Origin of the sequence: Pseudomonas fluorescens, assembly GCF_902498195.1 — a bacterium.
GTDB classification, from domain to species: domain Bacteria; phylum Pseudomonadota; class Gammaproteobacteria; order Pseudomonadales; family Pseudomonadaceae; genus Aquipseudomonas; species Aquipseudomonas fluorescens_BU.
In genome coordinates, this window is the sequence record NZ_CABVIY010000003.1 from 535,424 (window position 1) to 557,430 (window position 22,007).

General features: G+C 62.2%; 20 protein-coding genes. 6 read left to right on the forward strand and 14 right to left on the reverse strand.

Annotated elements, in window-relative coordinates:
• Window positions 1–4: 4 nt before the first annotated feature.
• Window positions 5–2,443 carry a fibronectin type III domain-containing protein gene (locus F8N66_RS13375; RefSeq protein WP_150770610.1) on the forward strand — a complete coding sequence of 813 codons (2,439 nt, stop codon included), beginning with the start codon at window positions 5–7 and terminating at the stop codon, window positions 2,441–2,443.
• Window positions 2,444–2,460: 17 nt separating this feature from the next.
• Here F8N66_RS13375 and F8N66_RS13380 read toward each other — a convergent pair whose 3' ends face one another.
• The 10 genes from F8N66_RS13380 to F8N66_RS13425 form a co-directional block, all read right to left on the reverse strand.
• Window positions 2,461–3,438, reverse strand: coding sequence for an NAD(P)-dependent oxidoreductase (locus F8N66_RS13380; RefSeq protein WP_150770611.1), 978 nt, complete (start codon window positions 3,436–3,438; stop codon window positions 2,461–2,463).
• A gap of 21 nt (window positions 3,439–3,459) precedes the next feature.
• A complete protein-coding gene (locus F8N66_RS13385) occupies window positions 3,460–4,752 on the reverse strand; it encodes an MFS transporter (RefSeq protein WP_150770612.1) in 1,293 nt (430 codons plus the stop codon).
• Window positions 4,753–4,798: 46 nt separating this feature from the next.
• Window positions 4,799–5,839, reverse strand: coding sequence for a sugar kinase (locus F8N66_RS13390; RefSeq protein WP_150770613.1), 1,041 nt, complete (start codon window positions 5,837–5,839; stop codon window positions 4,799–4,801).
• A complete protein-coding gene (locus F8N66_RS13395; RefSeq protein WP_150770614.1) occupies window positions 5,832–6,614 on the reverse strand; it encodes a sugar phosphate isomerase/epimerase family protein in 783 nt (260 codons plus the stop codon). Before F8N66_RS13395 ends, F8N66_RS13390 begins: the two co-directional genes overlap by 8 nt.
• A gap of 151 nt (window positions 6,615–6,765) precedes the next feature.
• The gene (locus F8N66_RS13400; RefSeq protein ID WP_150770615.1) at window positions 6,766–7,791 is read right to left on the reverse strand and encodes a LacI family DNA-binding transcriptional regulator; all 1,026 of its coding nucleotides are present in this window, start codon (window positions 7,789–7,791) and stop codon (window positions 6,766–6,768) included.
• Between the two features lie 132 nt (window positions 7,792–7,923).
• Window positions 7,924–8,532: a LysE family translocator gene (locus F8N66_RS13405; protein WP_150770616.1), complete on the reverse strand. Its 609-nt coding sequence runs from the start codon at window positions 8,530–8,532 to the stop codon at window positions 7,924–7,926.
• Window positions 8,533–8,584: 52 nt separating this feature from the next.
• Complete coding sequence (locus F8N66_RS13410) at window positions 8,585–9,424, reverse strand: AraC family transcriptional regulator (RefSeq protein ID WP_150770617.1); 840 nt, start codon at window positions 9,422–9,424, stop codon at window positions 8,585–8,587.
• A gap of 76 nt (window positions 9,425–9,500) precedes the next feature.
• Window positions 9,501–10,142 (reverse strand): DUF1345 domain-containing protein, encoded by a 642-nt coding sequence (locus F8N66_RS13415; protein ID WP_150770618.1) that lies wholly within the window; start codon window positions 10,140–10,142, stop codon window positions 9,501–9,503.
• 190 nt (window positions 10,143–10,332) lie between these two features.
• The gene (locus F8N66_RS13420) at window positions 10,333–13,431 is read right to left on the reverse strand and encodes an efflux RND transporter permease subunit (protein ID WP_150770619.1); all 3,099 of its coding nucleotides are present in this window, start codon (window positions 13,429–13,431) and stop codon (window positions 10,333–10,335) included.
• Window positions 13,432–13,446: 15 nt separating this feature from the next.
• On the reverse strand, window positions 13,447–14,604 hold the full coding sequence (locus tag F8N66_RS13425; RefSeq protein ID WP_150770620.1) for an efflux RND transporter periplasmic adaptor subunit: 1,158 nt from the start codon (window positions 14,602–14,604) through the stop codon (window positions 13,447–13,449).
• 267 nt (window positions 14,605–14,871) lie between these two features.
• Here F8N66_RS13425 and F8N66_RS13430 point away from each other — a divergent pair, with 267 nt between their 5' ends.
• The 3 genes from F8N66_RS13430 to F8N66_RS13440 all read left to right on the forward strand — a co-directional run bounded on the left by F8N66_RS13430 (window position 14,872) and on the right by F8N66_RS13440 (window position 17,239).
• Complete coding sequence (locus F8N66_RS13430; RefSeq protein WP_150770621.1) at window positions 14,872–15,573, forward strand: response regulator transcription factor; 702 nt, start codon at window positions 14,872–14,874, stop codon at window positions 15,571–15,573.
• Between the two features lie 4 nt (window positions 15,574–15,577).
• Window positions 15,578–16,876, forward strand: coding sequence for an ATP-binding protein (locus F8N66_RS13435; RefSeq protein ID WP_150770622.1), 1,299 nt, complete (start codon window positions 15,578–15,580; stop codon window positions 16,874–16,876).
• Window positions 16,877–16,984: 108 nt separating this feature from the next.
• Window positions 16,985–17,239 carry a hypothetical protein gene (locus tag F8N66_RS13440; RefSeq protein WP_150770623.1) on the forward strand — a complete coding sequence of 85 codons (255 nt, stop codon included), beginning with the start codon at window positions 16,985–16,987 and terminating at the stop codon, window positions 17,237–17,239.
• 119 nt (window positions 17,240–17,358) lie between these two features.
• Here the strand turns inward: F8N66_RS13440 and F8N66_RS13445 are convergent, their stop codons facing one another.
• The 3 genes from F8N66_RS13445 to F8N66_RS13455 are packed head-to-tail and all read right to left on the reverse strand — an operon-like array spanning window position 17,359 to window position 19,202.
• Window positions 17,359–18,120: an anti-sigma factor family protein gene (locus tag F8N66_RS13445; protein WP_150770624.1), complete on the reverse strand. Its 762-nt coding sequence runs from the start codon at window positions 18,118–18,120 to the stop codon at window positions 17,359–17,361.
• Window positions 18,117–18,614 carry a sigma-70 family RNA polymerase sigma factor gene (locus F8N66_RS13450; protein ID WP_191622998.1) on the reverse strand — a complete coding sequence of 166 codons (498 nt, stop codon included), beginning with the start codon at window positions 18,612–18,614 and terminating at the stop codon, window positions 18,117–18,119. Before F8N66_RS13450 ends, F8N66_RS13445 begins: the two co-directional genes overlap by 4 nt.
• 54 nt (window positions 18,615–18,668) lie before the next feature.
• The gene (locus F8N66_RS13455) at window positions 18,669–19,202 is read right to left on the reverse strand and encodes a hypothetical protein (RefSeq protein ID WP_150770626.1); all 534 of its coding nucleotides are present in this window, start codon (window positions 19,200–19,202) and stop codon (window positions 18,669–18,671) included.
• A 290-nt stretch (window positions 19,203–19,492) separates the two neighbouring features.
• On the opposite strand from F8N66_RS13455, the gene F8N66_RS13460 reads away from it, so the two are divergent.
• Together F8N66_RS13460 and nudC are read left to right on the forward strand one after the other, a co-directional pair.
• The gene (locus F8N66_RS13460; protein WP_150770627.1) at window positions 19,493–20,305 is read left to right on the forward strand and encodes a crotonase/enoyl-CoA hydratase family protein; all 813 of its coding nucleotides are present in this window, start codon (window positions 19,493–19,495) and stop codon (window positions 20,303–20,305) included.
• A gap of 7 nt (window positions 20,306–20,312) precedes the next feature.
• Window positions 20,313–21,143 carry an NAD(+) diphosphatase gene (gene nudC, locus F8N66_RS13465; protein ID WP_150770628.1) on the forward strand — a complete coding sequence of 277 codons (831 nt, stop codon included), beginning with the start codon at window positions 20,313–20,315 and terminating at the stop codon, window positions 21,141–21,143.
• Here the strand turns inward: nudC and F8N66_RS13470 are convergent.
• Window positions 21,111–21,890, reverse strand: a complete 780-nt coding sequence (locus F8N66_RS13470; RefSeq protein WP_150770629.1) for a TSUP family transporter — start codon at window positions 21,888–21,890, stop codon at window positions 21,111–21,113. The genes nudC and F8N66_RS13470 overlap by 33 nt on opposite strands.
• Between the last annotated feature and the right edge of the window lie 117 nt (window positions 21,891–22,007).

Consider the following 22,007-nt stretch of genomic DNA (forward strand, 5'->3'; position numbering starts at 1 on the left):
GCAAATGAGCGGAATCAATGAAGACATTGGTGCGATGGCTGTTAATGGTCCAATTTATCTCCAAGAGAATTCCAAGACGGAAAACTCGATTACGGTTCGTGTCCTGTACTCGCCTAATGGTGGACAAACCGGCAGTCGCTTTAGATGGGAGGGAGACAATGGGCCTGCCGATTTTCCGACCAGCATCAATACCCACGTTTGCACAATCACGGGGCTCAGTCCGAACACGACGTACAAGTTTCAGGTGTACGGACTGAAAAACCAGGAAGAGTCGGTTTTTTTTATGGAGCTTGAGGCCGCGACCGCGCCTGCAACGTCCAAACCGGAATCGCCGACCAACCTCAACGGCTCGCCAACCAAGGACTCCATCGTCCTGACCTGGAACGCTGTCCCCAACGCTACCTTGTACAAGATCAGTCATGGCCTTGCCCCAAACGGTGCCGTCATCAAGACAGAGCAATCGACGAGTCCCGCTTTCACGATTGCGGGGCTGAACGGCAATACCGAGTATTTTTGTGAGGTTCGCGCCTCGAATAACAATGGCGACTCTGACCCGCGTCGAATCATTCGCAAAACCCTGCTGGTCCCTCCCGCGCCGACGGAGCTGAAAGCGACGCCAACGAACTCGACGATTTATATAGAGTGGAAAGCCTCCCCAGGCGCGGGATACTACTTCTATCGTTACAGCAGCGTACCTGGCGGTGCTCCCCAGACGTTCGATACGACATCGCTCAATGCAACATTGACGAACCTGACCAAGAACACCCTGTACTTGATAGAGGTGTGTGGCGTAAATGGCAATGGCACATCGCCTTGGACTCCCATCCAGGCAAGGACCGAGAATACGCAATCGCCGCCCAAGCCGGGCCCTGTGCTTTTCTCGGGCATTGAACAACATTCCGTGCGAGCGAACTGGTCAATTCCCGGCTCGCCGTCTTACAGGGTCAGCTACGGTGTGGACAACGATGAGCACAAAGTCATAGACACCCTGTCAACGAATCACCTGACCGTTTTACTGAGTGGCCTGGCGCCTGGCACCCGGCATTTCGTCGAAGTTCGTGGCTTCAACGCCGGTAACGTTTCCGAGCCCTCCAGTAACACCGTGTCGACCTTGGTTTTCGAAGCCCCCAAAAATCTGTCCGTACGCGAAATCACGGACGAATCGGCTGTCATGGTATGGGAGGAAGGCACCAATTATCCTGCCGGTGTCGTCTATCTGCTTTACCTGAATGGCAACCTTGTGGATACGATCAGTGAGAAGCGCTACGCGGCCCGGGGATTAACGCAAGGCACTTCATATGAATTCAAGGTTTACGCCAAAAAGGTTGAGGGTTGGCTATCGGTTTTTACGGCCAGTACTTTTGAAACATTGGCTTTTGAAGCCCCCAAGTATCTGTCTGTTCGTGAAATCACCGATGAATCCGCTGTCATTGTATGGAGTGAAGGCGCCAATTACCCGAGCGGGGTCCTCTACCAGATTTACCTCAATGGCGAACTCGTGGATACGATCAGTGAAAAGCGCTACGCGGCCCGGGGGTTAACGCAAAACACGGCGTATGAATTCAAGGTGTGCGCAAAAAAGGTCGACGGTCGGCTATCGGCGTTTACGGCCAGTACGTTCAAAACGCTGTTTTATGAGGGGCCGATTATTTGTGCGCCCGGATACCTGAGCAGCCGCCGGCTTTCCTCAACCACCGCCCGCCTGGACTGGCAGGACATCTACGCCCAGTGCGCGCTTTGCCCGGACGCGTTGGGTTTTAAAATAAGTGTAGAAGGTCGCGTCCCGTTTGAGGTGAGTGCGCCTCCGTGTGAGGTAACGGGCCTGAGCGCGGAAAAAAGATACCTTGTGGAGGTTAGAGCGATTGGCAGCGTCAATAATGTCTCGGCACCGAGCCATGCCGTCATTGGTGGTTTTGCGAACAAACCTGGCGCCCTGACGGTCGCCGAGGTTACGAGTCACACTGCCAGGCTGAAGTGGAGCGCCTCGACCGGAAGTGTTCCGGTGGTCGACTATTTGATTGATCTTGATGGGGAGTCCATTGCCTCGACACGAGGGCTGGAGTACCCGCTCACTTCGTTGGCGTCCGCCAAGGCTTACACCGTCCAGGTCCGGGCACGGACTGTTGAGTCAACCTTGTCTGACCCGGTGCAGCAAGTGTTTACCACCCTGGAAGATGACAACGCGGTGCCCGATGCTCCCACTAACTTTCGTTATAGGTGGTCCGGAAATTTAGCGATGCTTCAATGGGATGCACCTCTGGCTGGCCCGCCTGTAAGCGATTACCGCATTGAATTGACTCGCACTGGAGGCGGGGGCGTCTCTCAGGATTCACCCTATGTGATGATTTCGTTCCTTCTTCCACGTGTTCCGCACCACGTCACCATCACGGCCCGCAATGCGGGTGGAAACTCTTCGCCGCTAGAGGCCGATATAGCTGTGTAGGACGGTGCCTGGATCGGTCATCCCCTCCAGGCCCTGACATTCACCAGATGCCCAGGCCGGTCACCCGCCAACGCCGCCAGCAAGTTGTCGACGGCGCAGGCGGCCATCGCTTCCCGCGTTTCATGGGTCGCCGAGCCAATGTGCGGGGTGGCCACGACGTTGTCCAACCGCAGCAGCGGCGAATCCGCCTCCAGCGGCTCACGCTCGAACACATCCAGCCCCGCCGCACGAATCCTTCCTGCGCGCAACGCCTCGATCAGCGCCGCTTCGTCCACCACCTTGCCCCGCGAAATATTGATGAAAATCGTCTCGGGCCGCATCTGTGCGAACTGCTCCGCGCCGATCAGGCCTTCGGTTTCAGCGGTGAGCGGCAGGGTCAGGCAGACGAAATCCGCCTGCTGCAACAGCTCCGGCAAACGCCGGTACTGCGCATTGAAGCGCTGTTCCACCGCGGGCTTGGGCGAGTGGCTGTGGTAGATCACCGGCATGCCGAAACCGAAATGCCCGCGCTGGGCCAAGGCCTCGCCAATCCGTCCCATACCGATGATGCCCAGGGTCTTGCCGTGCACATCGCTGCCGAAGTGCGCGGGGCCGATGTTGCGCTGCCACTGGCCGGCGCGAACCATGTTCGCCAGCTCCACCACGCGCCGGGCGCTGGCCAGGATCAGCGCGAAACCGGTGTCGGCGGTGGTTTCGGTGAGCACGTCCGGGGTATTGGTGAGCAGGATTCGCCGTTCGGTCAGGTAGTCGATGTCGTAGTTGTCGACGCCCACCGAGACGCTGGCGATGGCCTCCAGATGCGGCGCCAGGTCGAGCAAACCGGCGTCCAGTTTCAGGCTGGCGCCGAGCAAGCCATGGGCGCGGGGCAGGGCGGCGCGCAGTTGCTCCAGGCCTTCGGCATTCAAGTTGTCGATCAGCGTCACCTCGGTCTGCGCTTCAAGGCGAGCCATCAGCGACGGCGAGAGTTTCTTGTACAGCACAACCTGCTTTTTCATCGTCAGTCTCTCTTCATCAATTCAGGAATGGGCGGTGCGGGGCAGGGCCACCGGCGGGCGTGCGCGGTCACTGGCGCCGGGTTTGAGCAGCAGCGTCAGCACCACTGACAACATCAACGCGCCGCTCATCAACAAGTAGGACGCGCCGGGCGAACCGGTGGAACTGTTGAGGTAGCCCACCAGATAGGAACCGCCGAATGAACCGAGGGCGCCCATGCTGTTGATCAGTGCCATGGCACCACCGGCGACGTTGGCCGGGAGGATTTCCGGGATGATCGCGAAGAACGGCCCGTAGGGCGCGTACATGCAGGCGCCTGCAATCACCAGCAGGGTGTAGGACCACCAGAAGTGCTCCGCGCCCAAGGCGTAGGAACCATAGAAAGCGATCGAGGCGATCAACAGCGGCGGCCAGACGAAGCGTTTGCGCTTTTGCAACTTGTCCGAGCCCCAGGACACCAGCAGCATGCCGATCACCGCCGCGAGGTAAGGCAGCGCCGAGAGCCAGCCGGCTTCGACCATGTCCATCTGCGCGCCGGCCTTGAGGATCGACGGCAGCCACAGCACGAAACCGTAGACGCCGATGCTCCAGCAGAAAAACTGCAAGGCCAGCAGGATCACCTTCGGCGAACGAAAGGCTTCGGCGTAGTTTTTCACCGCCTTGATGCCGACCTGTTCCGCCGCCAGGGCGCTCTCCAGGTCCTGTTTTTCCTGGTCGTTGAGCCACTTGGCTTGCGACGGCCGATCATCGGCCAGCTTCCACCAGATGAACGCCCAGAGGACCGCCGGCAAGCCTTCGATGATGAACATCCAGCGCCAGCTGTAGTGCTGCACCAGATAGCCCGAGACCACCGACATCCAGAGCATGGTCACCGGGTTGCCGAGGATCAGGAAGGTGTTGGCCCGCGAGCGTTCGGCACGGGTGAACCAGTGGCACAGGTAGATCAGCATCGCCGGCATCACGGCGGCCTCGACCACGCCGAGCATGAAGCGGATCACGATCAGCCAGTAGGCGTTGGAGACGATCCCGGTCAGGGTCGCCAGGCTGCCCCAGAGGATCAGGCTGACGAAGATCAGCTTCTTCACGCTGTGTTTCTGGGCGTAGATCGCCCCCGGCACCTGGAAGAAAAAGTAGCCGAGGAAGAACAGCGCGCCGAGCATCGACGACAGGCCCGGGGTGATCATCAGGTCGGCGGCCATCCCGGACGCGGCGGCGAAGCCGTAGTTGGCGCGGTCCAGGTACGCCAGGCTGTAGGTGATGAACACGATGGGCATGATGTACCACCAGCGGCGGGTGGCGAGGGTTGCGGTTTTCATCAGTGGTGCTCCTGAGCTTGTTGTTTTTGTCGCAGCAGGTAACGGTTTAGATCTCTAGTGATTGTTCCGGCCTCTTCGCGAGCAAGCCCGCTCCCACAGGTCTTGCGTCTGGACTCGATCCTGTGGGAGCGGGCTTGCTCGCGAAGGCGGCCTCAAATTCGACGGACATCTCAGCCCGGGTCGGCAACCCCTCCATATCCCCCCGACTCTGCACCGCCCGGCTGCCAATCCAGTTGGCGCGTTTCACGGCGTCGGCAAAGCTGTGGTTTTCCAGCAATGCGCTGATCATGCCGACGGCAAAACCATCACCGGCACCCACGGTGTCGACCACGGTTTCCACGGGCACACCCGCGACAAAACCCTGATCCAGATGCGTACGGTAATAAGCCCCATGCGGGCCGAGCTTGATCGCCACCGCTTCGGCGCCCTGGTCGAGGTAGAACGCGGCGATATCAGCCGGGTCTTCAAAACCGGTCAGCAAACGGCCTTCGCTCAACCCCGGCAGCACCCAGTGGGCGAGGGCGGCGAGGCGGTTGATCTCGGTGATCATCTGTTGCTGGCTGGCCCACAGGCTCGGGCGCAGGTTCGGGTCGAAGGACACGCTGCGCCCGGCGTCGCGCATGCGGGTCATCAGTTCGAAAGACATCTGCCGCGCCGTCTGCGACAGCGCCGGGGGAATGCCAGTGGCATGCAGGTGCCGGGCGTTGAGCCGTTGCGCAACAATCGACTGCGGCGACAGATGACTGGCCGCCGAACCCCGGCGGAAATACTCGACCATCGGGTCGTCGCCATCGTCGGTGCGGGACTTGAACTGAAACCCGGTGGGATGCGCGGCATCGATGGCGACGTGGCTGCAATCCAGCCCTTCGTTTTGCAGGGTGTCGACCACGAACCGGCCCAGTGAATCGTCACCGACCCGGCTCAACCAGGCCACCTTGAACCCCAGTCGCGACAATCCTATGGCGACGTTGCTGTCGGCCCCGGCAATGCGCTTGTGGAAGTGCTCGACCCTGGCCAGGTCGCCAGTCTGATCGGCGACGAACATCGCCATGGTTTCGCCGAACGAGAGGACATCGATCTCAGACATGTGCGCTCTCCAGCCGGGATTGACCGAGGCGGGCGAGGGCGCCGACATGTTCGCTGGTGAGCTGCACCAGGTCGTCGCCTTGCAGCGGGTACTCGGCGGCGCGCATCACGCCGTGAGGCATGTGTCGCAGCAGTTGTTCCCACAGCTCCAGGTCACTGTCGGCGGGCGGGATGGCAACCAGTTTGCCGTCGGCCCGGCGTGACACGGCCTTGCAATGCACATAGCCGACATGACGCCCGAGCAGCCGCGCGGCGCTGGCGGCCGATTGATCCTGCCACTGCCAGTTGCCGATATCGAAGGTCATCCTGATCGGCAGCCGGTGCTGTTCGACCTCAGTGAAAAACCGCTGGAAGGGTTCGATGCGTCCCCCGTGCAGGGTCTGGTCGTTCTCCACCAGTAGCTGCACCGGGCTTTGCGTGAGGGTGCGGGCCAGGGCTTGCAGGTCGTTGTTGTCGGTGAAGTAACCCAGGGACACTTTCAGCCAACGGGCACCGAATGATTCGGCGCGTTGCAGGGCAGCGGTCAATTCAGGATTGGGTCTGGACTGACCGGCCAGCCACAGCTCCATCGGCGAGGAGTAAATGCTGTGCAGTCCCTCAGCCTGTGTCGCGTTCGCCAGTTGCGTGGGATTTTCGTCCGTCAGCAATTCTTCGCGCCATTCGATGTGGGTGGCGCCAGCGGCGGCGAGGATTTCGATGAAACTGCCCTGACCGCGTCGGCGCACAAGGTCGGCGCCGTAGCTGGAAAGGCTGATGGAAACGGCGGGTGTGTTCATTGTTTTTATACCTCTGAAACCGGTTTCATTTTTGTTCAAAAAAAAGGTGGTGTGCTTTAGGGTCTCTTCGCGAGCAAGCCCGCTCCCACAGGGGTCCTGTGTTCACAAACCCGGTGTGGGAGCGGGCTTGCTCGCGAAAAGGCCGGAATAATCACCGCAAAACTCCACGGGTCGACCCCCGCACAATCAGCCGGGCTGAAAAATCAATCTTGCGTACCGCCCCGACATCTCCGCGCAACCGCTTGAGCAAACACTCAAACGCACTCGCGCCAATCTCCGCCGTCGGCTGGGCGAGGGCGGTAATGCCACTGCCCACCAACGGGTACCAATCCAGGTCGTCGAGGGCGATCAACCCCACCTCGTCAAACAGATTGCACTGGAGTTCACGCAGTGCATGGGTGCTGGCCAATGCGGCAATGCCATTGGCGCAAAACAGCGCCTTGGGCCCTGGGCCGGGTGTCTCCAGAAAGGTTTTCAACATCGCCGTCAGTTCACTGCCGGTTTCGATCAGCGTGCCGCGCAGCGCCGGACGACGGGCGATCTGCGCCTTGAAACTGCTGACCCGCTCGATCCGCGAACTGGTGCCGTCAAAAGGTTCGGTGACCAGCAACAGATCGCGGTAACCACGTTCTTCAAGGTGGGCGAGGGCGAGTTCGACCGCTGCCGGGTTATCGAGGCCGACCAGGTCACTCTCCAGGTGCTCGACCTTGCGATCCACCAGCACCAGGGGCATTTCCCGGTGCAGTTCGTGCAACTCATCGCGGTGATGACCGAGGGTGTTCACGATCAGGCCTTCGATGTTGTACGAGCGCAACAGGGCCAGGTGCTGGCGCTCCTGCTCGTCGTCGCGGTCGGTGTTGCACACCACCAGGCTGTAGCCGTGCTGACGGCAGGCGGTTTCCACCCCGTGCATCACGGCAATCGAGTAAGGGTTACGGATATCGGCGACCAGCATGCCGATCAGGCGGGTTCGCCCGCGTTTCAGGCCGCGGGCCATCTGGTTCGGGCGGTAGCCCAATTCGGCAATCGCCCGTTCGATGCGCTCGGCAATGGCATCGGAGAGCAGGGCGCGATCCTCGCCAATGAAGCGCGAGACGCTGGCCTTGGACACCTTGGCGTGTTCGGCGACATCAAGCATGGTCACGCGGCTGCGCTGGGCGGCGGAGAAATCGTTCACGGGCTGAAACCTTGTTATTGGATTTATTAGGTTTGTGCGTTGCACTGAAACCGGTTTCAGAAGACACCAAAAGCCGATTGGCCGTCAAGCCTGTGTTTAAAAATTGTCAGGCAATGACCGACGGATGGACACTCAGGCCAACACACTCAACCATGTCGAACCCAGCAACAACAGGGCCATGCACCGGTTGAAACGCTGCATGGCAACGGGCGAGCGCAACCAGCGACTCGACCCCGCACCGAGCAGCGCCCAAACCCCGAGGCAGGGCAGGGAGATCAGGAAAAACGCCACGGACAGGTACAGCACATGGGTCATGCGTTCCTCACCGACGCCGGCAAAAACGCTGACCACCGCCAGCGCCATCATCCAGGTCTTCGGGTTGATCCACTGCAAACCGGCCGCGCCCCATGCCCCCAGACGCGTGCCGCTGTCCTGCGCCATTACGGCGGCGGCCGGGGCGCGGAAGATCTGCCAGGCCAGATAACTCAGCCACGCAACGCCGGCCCATTGCATGATCGTTTGCAAGCCAGGCCATGCGTTCAGCGAAGATCCGGCGCCCGTGCCCACCAGCAATACAAGCATCGCGGCACTGGCGCAGCCGCCGAGAATGATCGGCACTGCCGCCGCCAGACCGAAACGGGCGCTGTTGCTCAACACCAGGATATTGGTCGGGCCCGGGGTGATCGCTGCCACGAAGGCAAACAGCAGGAAGGGTAAAAACGTCGGGAACGAGGTGAACATTGCAGGCAAGCTCCAGTGAAAATCGTTGATGTCGATCTTCACAACCTGCAGTTCAACTGTCTGGAAGATTTGAGCAGCGCTTGCGATACAGCGCGGGTGTCAGGCCATAAGCGCGCACGAACCAGCGCCCCAGATGGCTCTGATCGGCAAACCCCAGCGCCATGGCCACCGCTGCCGGTTGCGCGCCCCGGGCCAGCATCCGGCGCGCCGTGGCCAGGCGCAATTGCACGAGGTAAGCGTGGGGGGCGATGCCATAGGCGGCCTTGAACGCGCGGGTCAGGCGAAAGCGGTCGACCCCGGCGGCGGCGGCCACCTGATCAAGCCCGATGTCTTCGTGAGCATGGGCGTGCAGATAGTCCCGCGCCTTTTGCGCCACCAGCGGCAAGCGCGGGTCGTTGGCATACCGGGCGCGCCAGTGCAGGTGCGTGGTGAGGCGTTCGAGCAAGCCGTCGAGGGCGGTCTGGCGCACGATCTTCAGTTCGCCCTGATGCAAGGCCTGAAACGCCAGGCTGGTGGCGTGGGCCAGGCGCACGTCGCTGGCCAGGGTGTTGGCGAAGCTCAGCTCGCCCTGGTCCGGCGCTTCGACGAACACCGCGCTGAGTTCGCGTTTCAACCACTGTGGATCGAGGTACAGCGTGCGGTAGGTAAAGCCGTCGTCCGTCGGCGCTTCGCCGTCGTGAATATCACCCGGTTCGAGCAGGAACACCTTGCCCGGCGTGCTCTGGTGCCTGGCCCGCCGACAGTTGAATTGCTGGACCCCTTGCTCGGTGATGCCCACCAGATAGCTGTCATGCCAGTGCGGGTCGTAGGCATGGCCTTCGAAATGCGCGCGCAGCGTCTCGATGCCGGTGTCGGCATCCTGGGCCAGGTCGATCCAGTTGTGAGAAGTCATGCGGCACCTGCGCGGCGGATTGCCGAATCATTTAACGCCCGTGGCGAGGGCGACGGCTAGAACATTTGTGCACGGCTCAGCTGAACAGCCCGGCGGCGATGTTGATGGAAAAGCCGAGAATCGCGGTGTTGAACAGGAAACCAATCAGCGACTGCGCCAATACGATCTTGCGCAAGTCACGGGTCGCCACGCCGACGTCCGAAGTCTGCACCGCCACGCCGATGGTGAACGAGAAATACAGGAAGTCCCAGTAATTGGGCGTGGTCAAACCCTCGGCAAAGCGCAGTGCCGGTTCTTTGCCGTTCCATGTGTAAAACAGCCGCGCGTAATGGACGCTGAAAATCACCCCGATCAACAGCCATGAACCGATCACCGTCAACGCGGTGAAACCGTAGTGCAGCAGCTTGTGGGTGGTGTCCAGGTCCTTGCTGCCGGCCAGTTCGTAGGTGATGGTCGCCAGGCTCGCGAGGGCGGCGATGCACACCACGAACAGCACCAGCCCGGCATTTTCATCTTCGATGTCGGCGATGCGTTTCACGTCCGTGGCCTTGGAGCGCACGGTGAGCCAGAGCATCAGCACCAGATAGGTCCAGACCCCGGTGTTCCAGCCGATGAGGATTTTGCTGATGAGCGAATCGGCCGGCGCCAGGATACCCACCGCGACACCGAGCGTGGCGGCGGCGGACAGGCGAGGGTGGGTGTGGGTGAGGTAGGGCATGGAGGCTCGATGGGGTGGGGTATGCAAACACCTTAGCCCAGCGTTGTCGGGTATGACCACAATCGAGAGAACAACACATCACCCAGTGGGAGCGGGCTTGCTCGCGAAAGCGGCAGGTCAGTCAGTATTTATGTCGACTGACCTGCCGCTTTCGCGAGCAAGCCCGCTCCCACCTGTGATTGATGGGGTGTCAGGAGTGCTTGTCTCGCCCCCGCACCCGCTTCATCACCACCACAAAAAACACCGGCACGAACACCACTGCCAGGGTCGCGGTGATCATCCCGCCGATCACCCCGGTGCCGATGGCTTGCTGGCTCGCCGAACTCGCCCCGGTGGCAATCGCCAGCGGGACCACGCCGAGGATGAACGCCAGGGACGTCATCACGATGGGTCGCAGGCGCAGGCGCGCGGCTTGCAGCGTGGCGTCGATCAGGTCGTGGCCTTCGTCGACCAGGCTCTTGGCGAATTCGATGATCAGGATCGCGTTTTTCGCCGACAGGCCGATGATGGTGATCAGCCCGACCTTGAAGAACACGTCATTGGGCATGCCGCGCAGGGTCACGGCCAACACCGCGCCGAGCACGCCGAGCGGCACCACCAGCAGCACCGAAGTCGGAATCGACCAGCTCTCGTACAACGCCGCCAGGCACAGGAACACGATCAGCAACGACAAGCCGAGCAGGATCGGCGCCTGGCTCCCGGACAAGCGCTCCTGCAACGACAAGCCGGTCCATTCCTGGCCCAACCCGGCAGGGCCGAGGGCGACCAGCCGTTCGATTTCCGCCATGGCCTCGCCGGTGCTGTGGCCCGGCTTGGGCTCGCCGGAAATACTGATCGCCGGGTAGCCGTTGTAACGGGTCAACTGCGCCGGCCCCTGAGTCCATTTGGCCTGGACGAAGGCGGACAACGGCACCATTTTCCCGTTGTTGTTACGCACCTGCATGTTCAGCAGGTCGGCCACCTGACTGCGCTGATCGCCTTCAGCCTGCACCACCACCCGTTGCATCCGCCCCTGATTGGGGAAGTCGTTGATGTAGGCCGAGCCAACGGCCGTGGACAGCACGCTGCCGATGTCGGCAAAGGACACGCCCAGGGCGTTGGCCTGCTTGCGGTCGACGATCAACTGCACCTGCGGCGCTTCGGCCAGGGCGCTTTCACGCACGTTCATCAGGATCGGGCTTTTCTCGGCGGCCGCCAGCAGCTCGGTGCGCGCCTGCATCAGCGTGGCATGGCCCAGGCCGCCACGATCCTGCAAGCGGAACTCGAAGCCGCTGGAGGTGCCGAGGCCGTCCACCGGTGGCGGCAACACGGCAAAGGTCACGGCGTCCTTGATCTGGCTCAGGGCAATGTTGGCGCGGTCGGCAATGGAGCTTGCCGAATCGTCAGTGCCGCGCTGCGACCAGTCCTTGAGCGTGGTGAACGCCAGCGCCGCGTTCTGGCCGCTGCCGGAGAAGCTGAAGCCGAGGATCACCGTGCTGTCGCCGACGCCCGGCTCCGTGGCGTTGTGCGCTTCGATCTGCTCGACCACCTGCACCGTGCGGTTCTTGCTCGCACCCGGTGGCAGTTGAATATCGGTGATGGTATAGCCCTGATCCTCCACCGGCAGGAACGAGGACGGCAGGCGACTGAAGCAAATCCCCAGGCCGACCAGCAGCACGCCGTAGATCAACAGGAACCGCCCGCTGCGCTTCAGCGCATAGGCGACCCAGCCCTGATAGCGTGCGGTCAGTTGCTCGAAACGCCGGTTGAACCAGCCGAAGAACCCGGTTTTCTCGTGGTGCTCGCCTTTGGCAATCGGCTTGAGCAGCGTCGCGCACAGCGCCGGGGTCAAGGTCAGCGCCAGGAACGCCGAGAACAGGATCGAGGTCGCCATCGACAACGAGAACTGCCGGTAGATCACGCCCACCGAACCCTGCATGAACGCCATCGGAATGAACACCGCCACCAGCACCAGGGTGATGCCGATGATCGCGCCGGTAATCTGCCGCATCGCCTTGCGCGTGGCGTCCCTGGGCGACAGGCCTTCGGTGGCCATGATCCGCTCGACGTTTTCCACCACCACAATCGCGTCGTCCACCAGAATGCCGATGGCCAGCACCATGCCGAACATGGTCAGCACGTTGATCGAGAAGCCCAGCGCCAGCATGGTCGCAAAGGTGCCCATCAGCGCCACCGGCACCACCAGCGTCGGGATCAGCGTGTAGCGGATGTTCTGCAGGAACAGGAACATCACCGCGAATACCAGCACCATGGCCTCAAGCAGGGTGTAGACCACTTTGGTGATCGACACCTTGACGAAGGGCGAGGTGTCGTACGGGATCTTGTACTCGACGTTCGCCGGGAAATAGCGCGACAGCTCATCCATCTTGGCCCGCACCAGGGTCGCGGTGCTCAGGGCATTGGCACCGGGCGACAATTGCACGGCGACGGCGGTGGACGGCTTGCCGTTCAGGCGCGTGGAAAACTGATACTCCTGGCTGCCGATCTCGACCCGCGCCACATCGGCGATACGCACGGTGGAGCCGTCGGGATTGGCCTTGAGCACGATGTCGGCGAACTCTTCCGGGGTCGACAGCTGACCTTTCACGAGGATGGTCGCGGTGATTTCCTGGGTGGTACGGGTCGGCAAATCGCCGATGCTGCCGGCCGAGACCTGGGCGTTCTGCGCGACGATGGCGGCGTTGACATCGCCGGGCGTGAGGTTGAAGCCGATCAGTTTCTGCGGGTCGATCCAGATCCGCATGGCCCGTTCAGCACCGTACAGCTGCGCCTTGCCGACGCCGTCCAGGCGCTTGATCTCGTTCATCACGTTGCGCGCCAGGTAATCGCTGAGCGCCACGTCGTCGAGCTTGCCGTCGCTGGAAGTCAGGGTGATCAGCAGCAGGAAACCGGCGGAGACTTTCTCCACCTGCAAGCCTTGCTGGTTGACCGCTTGCGGCAGGCGCGACTCCACGACTTTCAGGCGGTTCTGCACATCCACCTGGGCCATTTCCGGGTTAGTACCGGGCTGGAAGGTCGCCTTGATCGTCGCGGTGCCGAGACTGCTCTGCGACTCGAAATACAGCAGGTGATCGGCGCCGTTGAGCTCTTCCTCGATCAGGCTGACCACGCTTTCATCCACGGTCTGCGCGGAGGCGCCAGGGTACTGGGCATAGATCTCGATCTGTGGCGGTGCGACGTCGGGATACTGCGCCACGGGCAACTGCGGGATGGCCAGGGCCCCGGCCAGCAGGATGAACAGGGCCACCACCCAGGCGAACACCGGGCGGTCGATAAAGAACTGCGGCATAAACAAGCGTCCTGCTTATTGACCAGAAGCCTGGGCAAGTGGAAGAGGGGTGTCGTCGACCTGGACTTTCTCGCCGGGCCTGGCGTGTTGCAGGCCTTCGATGACGATGCGGTCGCCGGGCTTGAGGCCGCCGGTCACCACCCAGCGGTCGTTCTGCACCGGGCCCAGTTCCACCGGTTGCTGGCCAACCCGTTGTTCGGCGTCGAGCAGCAACACCTGGGCAATACCGGCGCTGTCACGCTGGATCGCCCGTTGCGGCACGCTGATGCCTTGCTGGTTGACGGCCTGCTCCAGGCGCACCCGCACGAAGCTGCCGGGCAGCAGGTCGAGGTCGGGGTTGGGGAACTCGCTGCGCAGGATGATCTGGCCGGTGCCCGGGTCGACCGTGATGTCGGTGAACAGCAGCTTGCCCGGCAGTGGATAGAGGCTGCCGTCGTCCTGGATCAGCGTGGCCCTGGCCTCGCCGGGGCTGACTTGCTGGAGCTGGCCGGAACGGAAGGCGCGGCGCAAATCATTGAGCTCGCGGGTCGACTGGGTGAGGTCGGCGTGGATCGGGTTCAGTTGCTGGATCAGTGCCAGGGGCGTGGTTTCGTTCTGCCCGACCAGTGCGCCTTCGGTGACCAGGGCGCGACCGATGCGCCCGGAAATCGGCGCGGTGACGGTGGCGTAACCCAGGTTCAACCGGGCCCGCTCGACAGCGGCCTTATTGGCGGCCACGTCGGCGGCGGTCTGCCGCGCATTGGCCCGGGCGTTGTCGTAGTCCTGGCCGCTGATGGCTTTGTCGTCGATCAACTGGGCGTAGCGCTGCTCCTGGAGCCTGGCCTGGAACGCGTTGGCTTCGGCCTTGCGCAGCGCGGCTTCGGCGCTGTCGAGGTCGGCCTTGAACGGTGCCGGGTCGATGCGGAACAGCACATCGCCCTTTTTCACGTCGCTGCCTTCGCGGAAGGCCCGTTGCAGCACCACGCCGGGCACACGGGCCCGCACTTCGGCGATGCGCGGCGCGGCAATCCGCCCGCTCAACTCGCTGCTGATCGCCAGCGGCCGGCTTTCAATGGTCTCGATACGCACGGTGGCCAATGGCGCCGGTTCTTCGGCGGTCGAGGCCTTGTCGCACGCGCTGAGCGTCAGCGCCATGGCCACTAGGCTGAGCCTGGCAAGCAGATTCTTTGACATGAATTACCCCAATAATGACCCCCAGCATCCTACTGGGCGGCGGGGAGGGTAGCGGTGAAGCTTTGTAGGCGCTGTGTGAAATTGTGTAAGGGTTTTACTCAGGTGTGTGCGGGGGCGTATATCCTTTGCACCTTGATTCCTTTTGCGTCTTAGAGGGCCCCTTCGCGAGCAAGCCCGCTCCCACAGGGGAATGCATTTCAAATGTGGGAGCGGGCTTGCTCGCGAAGGCGTCCGAAAGCACGCCACCGCACTTTCTGGAAACACCCCATGCCCAACATCCTCCTGGTCGAAGACGACACCGCCCTCGCCGAACTGATCGCCAGCTACCTGGAACGCAACGGCTATTCCGTCAGCGTCATCGGTCGTGGCGACCAGGTGCGCGAGCGTGCGCGGGTCAGTCCGCCGGACCTGGTGATCCTCGACCTGATGCTGCCCGGCCTCGACGGTTTGCAAGTCTGCCGTCTGCTGCGCGCCGACTCGGCGACCTTGCCGATCCTGATGCTCACCGCCCGCGACGACAGTCACGACCAGGTGCTGGGCCTGGAAATGGGCGCCGACGACTACGTCACCAAGCCTTGCGAACCGCGTGTCTTGCTGGCCCGGGTGCGTACCTTGCTGCGCCGCAGCAGCCTCAGCGAACCGCAGACCGCCAACGACCGTATTCTCATGGGCAACCTGTGCATCGACCTGTCCGAACGCACCGTGACCTGGCGCGAACAACCGGTGGAACTGTCCAGCGGCGAATACAACCTGCTGGTGGTGCTGGCCCGGCATGCCGGCGAAGTGCTGAGCCGCGACCAGATCCTGCAACGCCTGCGCGGCATTGAATTCAACGGCACCGACCGCTCGGTGGACGTGGCGATCTCCAAGCTGCGGCGCAAGTTCGACGACCATGCCGGCGAGGCCCGCAAGATCAAGACCGTGTGGGGCAAGGGCTACCTGTTCAGCCGTTCCGAGTGGGAATGCTGAGCCGATGTTCAGAATCCTCTTTCGTCTGTACCTGGTGACGATCGTCTCGTTCAGCGCCGCGATCTACCTGGTGCCGGACCTGGTGATCAAGGTGTTCCACGAACGCTTCCTGACCTACAACCTGGATTACTCCCGTGGCCTGCAGACCCTGATGGTCAAGCAGTTCAAGGCGGTGCCGACCGAACAATGGCCGGCACTGGCGGCGGAAATGGACAAGGAGTTCCATCCGCTGCACATCGTGCTGGGCAGCACCGACGACGCCGACTTTTCCGCCGACGAGCAACAGCGCTTGCAGCGCGGCGAGAATGTCGTGCGCATTGGTGACTGGGGCTGGCGCACCCTGGCGGTGGCACCGCTGAATGAGCGCACGGTGGTGCAAATGGTGGTGCCCCCGGACCCGATGGACGTCAGCCTGTTGTACTGGAGCATCAACGTGCTGATCGGCGCTACCATGCTCGCCTGCCTGCTGCTGTGGCTGCGTCCGCACTGGCGCGACCTGGAACGCCTGAAAAGCGCGGCCGAGCGCTTCGGCAAGGGCCACTTGAGTGAACGCACGCAGATTGCCCCCAGTTCCAACATCGGCAGCCTGGCCAATGTGTTCGACACCATGGCCGGCGACATCGAAAACCTGCTGAACCAGCAGCGCGACCTGCTCAACGCCGTCTCCCATGAACTGCGTACACCACTGACCCGCCTGGATTTCGGCCTGGCCCTGGCACTGTCCGACGACTTGCCGGCCACCAGCCGCGAACGCCTGCAAGGGCTGGTGGATCACATTCGCGAACTCGATGAACTGGTGCTGGAACTGCTGTCCTACAGCCGCCTGCAAAACCCGGCGCGGGTGCCGGAACAGGTCGAAGTGTCGCTGGACGAGTTCATCGACAGCATCCTGGGCAGCGTCGATGACGAGCAATCACCGGACATCGTCATCGACGTGCTGCTGCACGGCCAGCTCGAACGCTTCAGCCTCGACCCGCGCCTGACCGCCCGCGCCCTGCAAAACCTGCTGCGCAACGCCATGCGCTATTGCGAAAAACGCATCCAGATTGGTGTGCAAGTGTGCGCCGATGGTTGCGAGATCTGGGTCGACGATGACGGCATCGGCATCCCCGATGACGAGCGCGAACGGATTTTCGAACCCTTCTACCGCCTCGACCGCAGCCGCGATCGCTCAACGGGCGGCTTTGGCCTGGGGCTGGCGATCAGTCGCCGGGCGCTGGAAGCCCAGGGCGGTACGCTCACCGTCGAAGCATCGCCGCTGGGCGGAGCACGTTTTCGCTTGTGGTTGCCGACGCCGGCCTGAGTCATCCGAACTGTCATTCCTGACAGTAGCCAGCTTGTCGATTTAGGCGTTTCATGGTCCCTACGCAGCCAGGTTGTCGCGCCACGCACTGATGACTGGAGGGTAGTGATGGGAGCGCCAACAATAAGAAAAGCCGGCCAAGGCACGATCAACGCCATCCGGAAAGTCTGGGTCGACGCGACACCGACTCAGTTTGCGATGGTGATGCCTGACGATGGTTGTTCCCGGCTGGCGGTAAGGATTGGTCAGGGGGATCATTACTTCTTGGTCGGGGACAGGGTGAAGTACACCTTATTGATGGACCAGACAGGGGCGATTGCGCGAGCGCAGGATCTGGTGAAGGCCGGCAGCCGACCTGCCTGACGCGGATCCCTGGCGTTTCACTGTAGGAGCTGCCGAGTGCAACGAGGCTGCGATCTTTTGATCTTGCCTTGAGAGATCAAAAGATCGCAGCCTCGTTGCACTCGACCGCGCCTACGGGATCACGTATTCAACCGGGTGCGCAGCGCCTTGGCCATACCCTCCAGATCCACCATCGGATTACGCCCGATCAACATCCACGCATGCTCCATATCCGCCCAATAGACAATGTTCATCTCGTGCCGGATCTCCTGGGCGAAATGCCGGCTGCCGCTGTTGGAGCGGGTGACGCACACTGCCAGCGGGCCATGGACGGGATCGAGGTAGCTGATCTGGGCGATGGGAACGCCGTCGTACTCGAGGATTTGCGCGCGTTTGAGTTCGGCCCGGGGCAGGACCAGTTGTGCCGGCGTGAGGCTCAGGCCCAGGCGCGCATCGAGGGTGCGCAGCTGCGTGCGTTGGGTGGCTTCGTCGCTGGGCAGGTGGGCGAGGGTTTCCGGCACGTAAAGCACCATGTAGTCCGCCACCAGCTGGCGCCAGTTGTTTTTCTGCTGACTGATTTGCCAGCCCAGGAACAAACGGTCCGCCAGCACGCCGCCGGCCACCAGCCCGGCTGCCGCCGCGAGGAACCAGCGGCGACTGACGGGCGGACGGGCCGGCGCGGGCAGGGTGTCGAGCATGGCTTGCAGGCGATTCACCGGCGCCTGGCGCCCCAGTTCGTCGTAAGCCGCCTTGAATGGCAGGCTGCTGCGGTTCAGCCATTGCAGGCGCAGGCCGAGCATCGGGTCTTCGGCCACGGCCGCGTCGATACGCTGACGCTGTTCGGTGTCGAGTTGGTCGTCCAGATAAGCCACCAGTTGCTCATCCGGGATTAGCGCGTTCATCGACGTTCTCCGCTGGAAGGGGTCGGCACCGAATGCAAGGGCGGGTACTCGGCGAGTTTGCCCCGGGCGGCGGCCAGGCGACTCATTACGGTGCCGATGGGCACCTGTAGCACCTCGGCGACCTCGCGATAGGACAAGCCTTCGACATAGGCCAGAAACACCGTTTCGCGCTGGGCTTCAGGCAACGCATCGACACGGCGGATGACCTGCGCCGCCAGGACGTGGGTTTGTGCTGCGTACTCGCCGTCGAACGACAACACTTCTTCGCCCTCCATCGTGCCCTGACCTTGACGCACCCGTCGGGCGCGCACTTCGTTGAGCCAGACCGAATGCAGAATGCTCATCAGCCAGCGGTCCATGCGCGTGCCCGACTCGAATTGCCCGGCCCGTTCCAGCGCCCGCACACAGGTGGCTTGCACCAGGTCTTCGGCGACATGCCTTTGCCTCGACAACAGCAGGCCGTAGCGCCACAAACGCGCCAGGTGCTGACCCAGTTCTGCCCGTATTGCCTGATCGCTGGCGATAACGGCCTCCGTTATTTCGGGATATCAGGTTTTCGATGAGTCGTTGATGGCCTCGGCCAGGTCCTGGTATTCCTCGCAGGTCGTGCTGCCGCAAATCGATTTGATCTGTTGCAGCTGTTCCTGGGCGAGATCCAGTCGACCCTTGACCACATAAGCTTCGCCGAGATATTCGCGGACTTTTGCATAGTGTGGGTCAAGTTTGACCGATTGCAGGTAAAAAGCGATGCCTTCGTCGGTGCGTCCCAGTTTGCGCGTGGCATAGCCACGATAATTCAAGGCCTTGGCGGTGTCGGGCTGCTCTAGCGTGTCGAGGAGTGCCAGGGCCTCTTCGTAGCGTCCGTCCTTCGCCAGTTGATAGGCGTAATCGGTGCGGTCGGCATCCGACAGCGCTTTGCTGGTTTGCTTGACGCACCTCTGCGCCTTGGTGTCGAAGACCTGATCCCTGGGGCACTGGGGTCTGGCGGGCGTGTCTTCCTCGCCATTGGCCCAGGCGTGCGAACCGGACAACACCACAGCCAGTACCAGCGGTGCGGTAAAGATCGAATGACGGCGATGCATGGGCAATGCTCCAGGGGGGCAGGGGTAGGACCAGTAAAACTTAAACACTGCAGCGTGAACAATTATTCATTGTTGTCTTTAAATCGGTGGTGTGGCCTTCGCGAGCAAGCCCGCTCCCACAGGAGCAATGCGTGGCAAATGTGGGAGCGGGCTTGCTCGCGAAGGGGCCGGAACATGCACCACATAATTCCAACCGGTCCCGCTTTTGGCCGAACCACTGCCTTACTGCCCACCTCAATGCCTTGTTATAGTCGGGCCCTCTTTTTTTGCCCGCTAAAAGGATCACCGGCATGTCCCAATACACCGCGTTCACCGTCGAACTGGCCGATAAAATCGCTCATGTGCAGATCAATCGTCCGGAAAAGATCAACGCGATGAACGCTGCCTTCTGGAGCGAGATCGTCGAGATTTTCCAATGGATCGATGACACCGATGAAGTGCGGGTGGTGGTCCTCAGCGGGGCCGGCAAGCATTTTTCCTCCGGCATCGACCTGATGATGCTGGCCGGCGTGGCCAATGAGCTGGGCAAGGACGTCGGACGCAACGCGCGCCTGCTGCGCCGCAAGATCCTCAACCTGCAAGCCTCCTTCAACGCCGTCGACAATTGCCGCAAACCGGTGCTGGCGGCCATCCAGGGGTATTGCCTGGGCGGCGCCATCGACCTGATCGCCGCGTGCGACATGCGTTACGCCGCCGAAGACGCGCAGTTCTCGATCAAGGAAATCGACATCGGCATGGCCGCCGACGTCGGCACGCTGCAACGCTTGCCGCGAATCATCGGTGACGGCATGCTGCGTGAACTGGCTTACACTGGTCGCCACTTCGGCGCCGAAGAAGCCCGTGGCATGGGCCTGGTCAATCGCGTCTACAGCGACACCGCCAGCCTGCTCGATGGCGTCATGGGCATTGCCCGCGAGATTGCGAGCAAGTCGCCGATAGCCGTCACGGGCACCAAGGCGATGATCAGCTACATGCGCGATCACCGCATCGATGACGGCCTCGAATACGTCGCCACCTGGAACGCCGCCATGCTGCAATCCAACGATTTGCGCGTGGCCATGGCCGCCCATATGAGCAAACAGAAACCCGAATTTCTGGATTGATTGAAAAATGACTTCACGCTGGACCACTGCAGTACTGGACACCGACCAACCCGGCGGCTGGGCCGTTGCGCGTAGCCCCGAAGGCTTCCTGTTCGATGACAATGGCGCGCTGTTCCCACGGGAATGGCTCAAGCGCCAGGACCTGCCGGTTCTCGCCGAACACGGCATCGGCCACCTCGACGGCGAGCCGGTGTACCTGCTGGAGTTGCGTAGCCCGGGCGATGTACCGGGCTGCAACTGGAAAGGCTTGCGGGCGTTCATGCTCGAAGGCGATCACACGCTCTACAAGGTGCTCGGTTACGCCGCGCAGATCGGCACCTGGGCCCGTGAACATCGCTTTTGCGGCAATTGTGGCCAGGCCATGGTCCAGGTGCCGCGTGAGCGGGCGATGTATTGCCAGCCGTGCGACATGCGCAGCTACCCGCGCATCTCGCCGAGCATGATCGTGCTGGTCACCCGTGGCGACGAGATTTTGCTGGGGCGTTCTCCGCGCTTTGTGCCGGGGGTCTACAGCACGCTGGCGGGGTTTGCCGAGCCTGGTGAATCGGCCGAGGACTGCCTGATCCGCGAGGTGCGGGAAGAAGTGCGGATCGAGGTCAAGAACATCCAGTACATGGGCAGCCAGTGCTGGCCGTTCCCGCATTCGATGATGCTCGGCTTCCATGCCGAATACGCCGGTGGCGACATCGTCTGCCAGGAAGACGAGATCGAAGACGCCCAGTGGTTCAATGTGCACGCGCTGCCGCCGTTGCCGGCGTCACGCTCGATTGCCCGTTACCTGATCGACGTCTATGTGGCGCGTCGTCTAGGCCACGCTGAACCAGTGTTGCCAGGCTAGCCGCACGGTCAGCCCCAGCACCACGGTGATGAACACCGGACGGATGAATTTCGCGCCGCCGCTGATGGCGGTGCGAGCCCCGAAGAAGGCCCCGACCATCACCGACAGGCCCATGCTCAGGCCGATGATCCAGTCCACCTGCCCGGAAAATACGAACACCGACAGCGCCGCGATGTTGCTGACGAAGTTCATGCTGCGCGCCACGCCGCTGGCCTTGACCAGGTCGATCGGGTACATCAGCAGGCTGCTGACGGTCCAGAACGCCCCCGTCCCGGGACCGGCCACGCCATCGTAGAAACCGAGGCTGAAGCCCTGGGTCGACTGCCACTTCTTTTTGATCGGCGCATCGCTGTCCAGCGGCGCTTTCGGCGTGCCGCCAAACAACAGGTAGAGGCCGCAGGCGAAGACGATCACCGGCAGCATCTTGTTCAGCCATTCGGCCGGCAGGTAATGCGCGACGATGGCACCGGTCAGTGCGCCGACCAGGGTGCCGACGATGGCGTGCATCCATTGCCTTGGATGGAACAGCTTGCGGCGGTAGAAGGTAAAGCTGGCGGTGGCCGAGCCGAAGGTAGAACTGAGTTTGTTGGTGCCCAGCACCAGGTGGGGCGGCAGGCCGGCGGTGAGCAAGGCGGGCGTGGTCAACAGGCCGCCACCGCCGGCGATGGCATCGATGAAGCCGGCAATGAAAGCGACAAAGGCCAGAATGGCCAGGGTGGTGAGGTCAACGCTGAGTTCGAAAGGCATGGAATCGGGCTTAATCGGCAGGGTGCAGCAAAGGGGCTGCGGGGAAGGGGCGATATCTTACCCGCATCCAATCTCGTGGGCGACCGATTGCTTTGTGTAGGAGCTGCCGCAGGCTGT

Excerpts from the sequence above, each read along its gene's own strand:
- F8N66_RS13455 (WP_150770626.1), bottom strand. The coding sequence starts at position 19,202 with ATGCATCGCCGTCATTCGATCTTTACCGCACCGCTGGTACTGGCTGTG.
- nudC (WP_150770628.1), top strand. The coding sequence starts at position 20,313 with ATGACTTCACGCTGGACCACTGCAGTACTGGACACCGACCAACCCGGC.
- F8N66_RS13410 (WP_150770617.1), bottom strand. The coding sequence starts at position 9,424 with ATGACTTCTCACAACTGGATCGACCTGGCCCAGGATGCCGACACCGGC.
- F8N66_RS13395 (WP_150770614.1), bottom strand. The coding sequence starts at position 6,614 with ATGAACACACCCGCCGTTTCCATCAGCCTTTCCAGCTACGGCGCCGAC.
- F8N66_RS13425 (WP_150770620.1), bottom strand. The coding sequence starts at position 14,604 with ATGTCAAAGAATCTGCTTGCCAGGCTCAGCCTAGTGGCCATGGCGCTG.
- F8N66_RS13440 (WP_150770623.1), top strand. The coding sequence starts at position 16,985 with ATGGGAGCGCCAACAATAAGAAAAGCCGGCCAAGGCACGATCAACGCC.
- F8N66_RS13415 (WP_150770618.1), bottom strand. The coding sequence starts at position 10,142 with ATGCCCTACCTCACCCACACCCACCCTCGCCTGTCCGCCGCCGCCACG.
- F8N66_RS13445 (WP_150770624.1), bottom strand. The coding sequence starts at position 18,120 with ATGAACGCGCTAATCCCGGATGAGCAACTGGTGGCTTATCTGGACGAC.
- F8N66_RS13375 (WP_150770610.1), top strand. The coding sequence starts at position 5 with ATGAGCGGAATCAATGAAGACATTGGTGCGATGGCTGTTAATGGTCCA.
- F8N66_RS13460 (WP_150770627.1), top strand. The coding sequence starts at position 19,493 with ATGTCCCAATACACCGCGTTCACCGTCGAACTGGCCGATAAAATCGCT.
- F8N66_RS13385 (WP_150770612.1), bottom strand. The coding sequence starts at position 4,752 with ATGAAAACCGCAACCCTCGCCACCCGCCGCTGGTGGTACATCATGCCC.
- F8N66_RS13470 (WP_150770629.1), bottom strand. The coding sequence starts at position 21,890 with ATGCCTTTCGAACTCAGCGTTGACCTCACCACCCTGGCCATTCTGGCC.
- F8N66_RS13435 (WP_150770622.1), top strand. The coding sequence starts at position 15,578 with ATGTTCAGAATCCTCTTTCGTCTGTACCTGGTGACGATCGTCTCGTTC.
- F8N66_RS13405 (WP_150770616.1), bottom strand. The coding sequence starts at position 8,532 with ATGTTCACCTCGTTCCCGACGTTTTTACCCTTCCTGCTGTTTGCCTTC.
- F8N66_RS13390 (WP_150770613.1), bottom strand. The coding sequence starts at position 5,839 with ATGTCTGAGATCGATGTCCTCTCGTTCGGCGAAACCATGGCGATGTTC.
- F8N66_RS13420 (WP_150770619.1), bottom strand. The coding sequence starts at position 13,431 with ATGCCGCAGTTCTTTATCGACCGCCCGGTGTTCGCCTGGGTGGTGGCC.
- F8N66_RS13380 (WP_150770611.1), bottom strand. The coding sequence starts at position 3,438 with ATGAAAAAGCAGGTTGTGCTGTACAAGAAACTCTCGCCGTCGCTGATG.
- F8N66_RS13430 (WP_150770621.1), top strand. The coding sequence starts at position 14,872 with ATGCCCAACATCCTCCTGGTCGAAGACGACACCGCCCTCGCCGAACTG.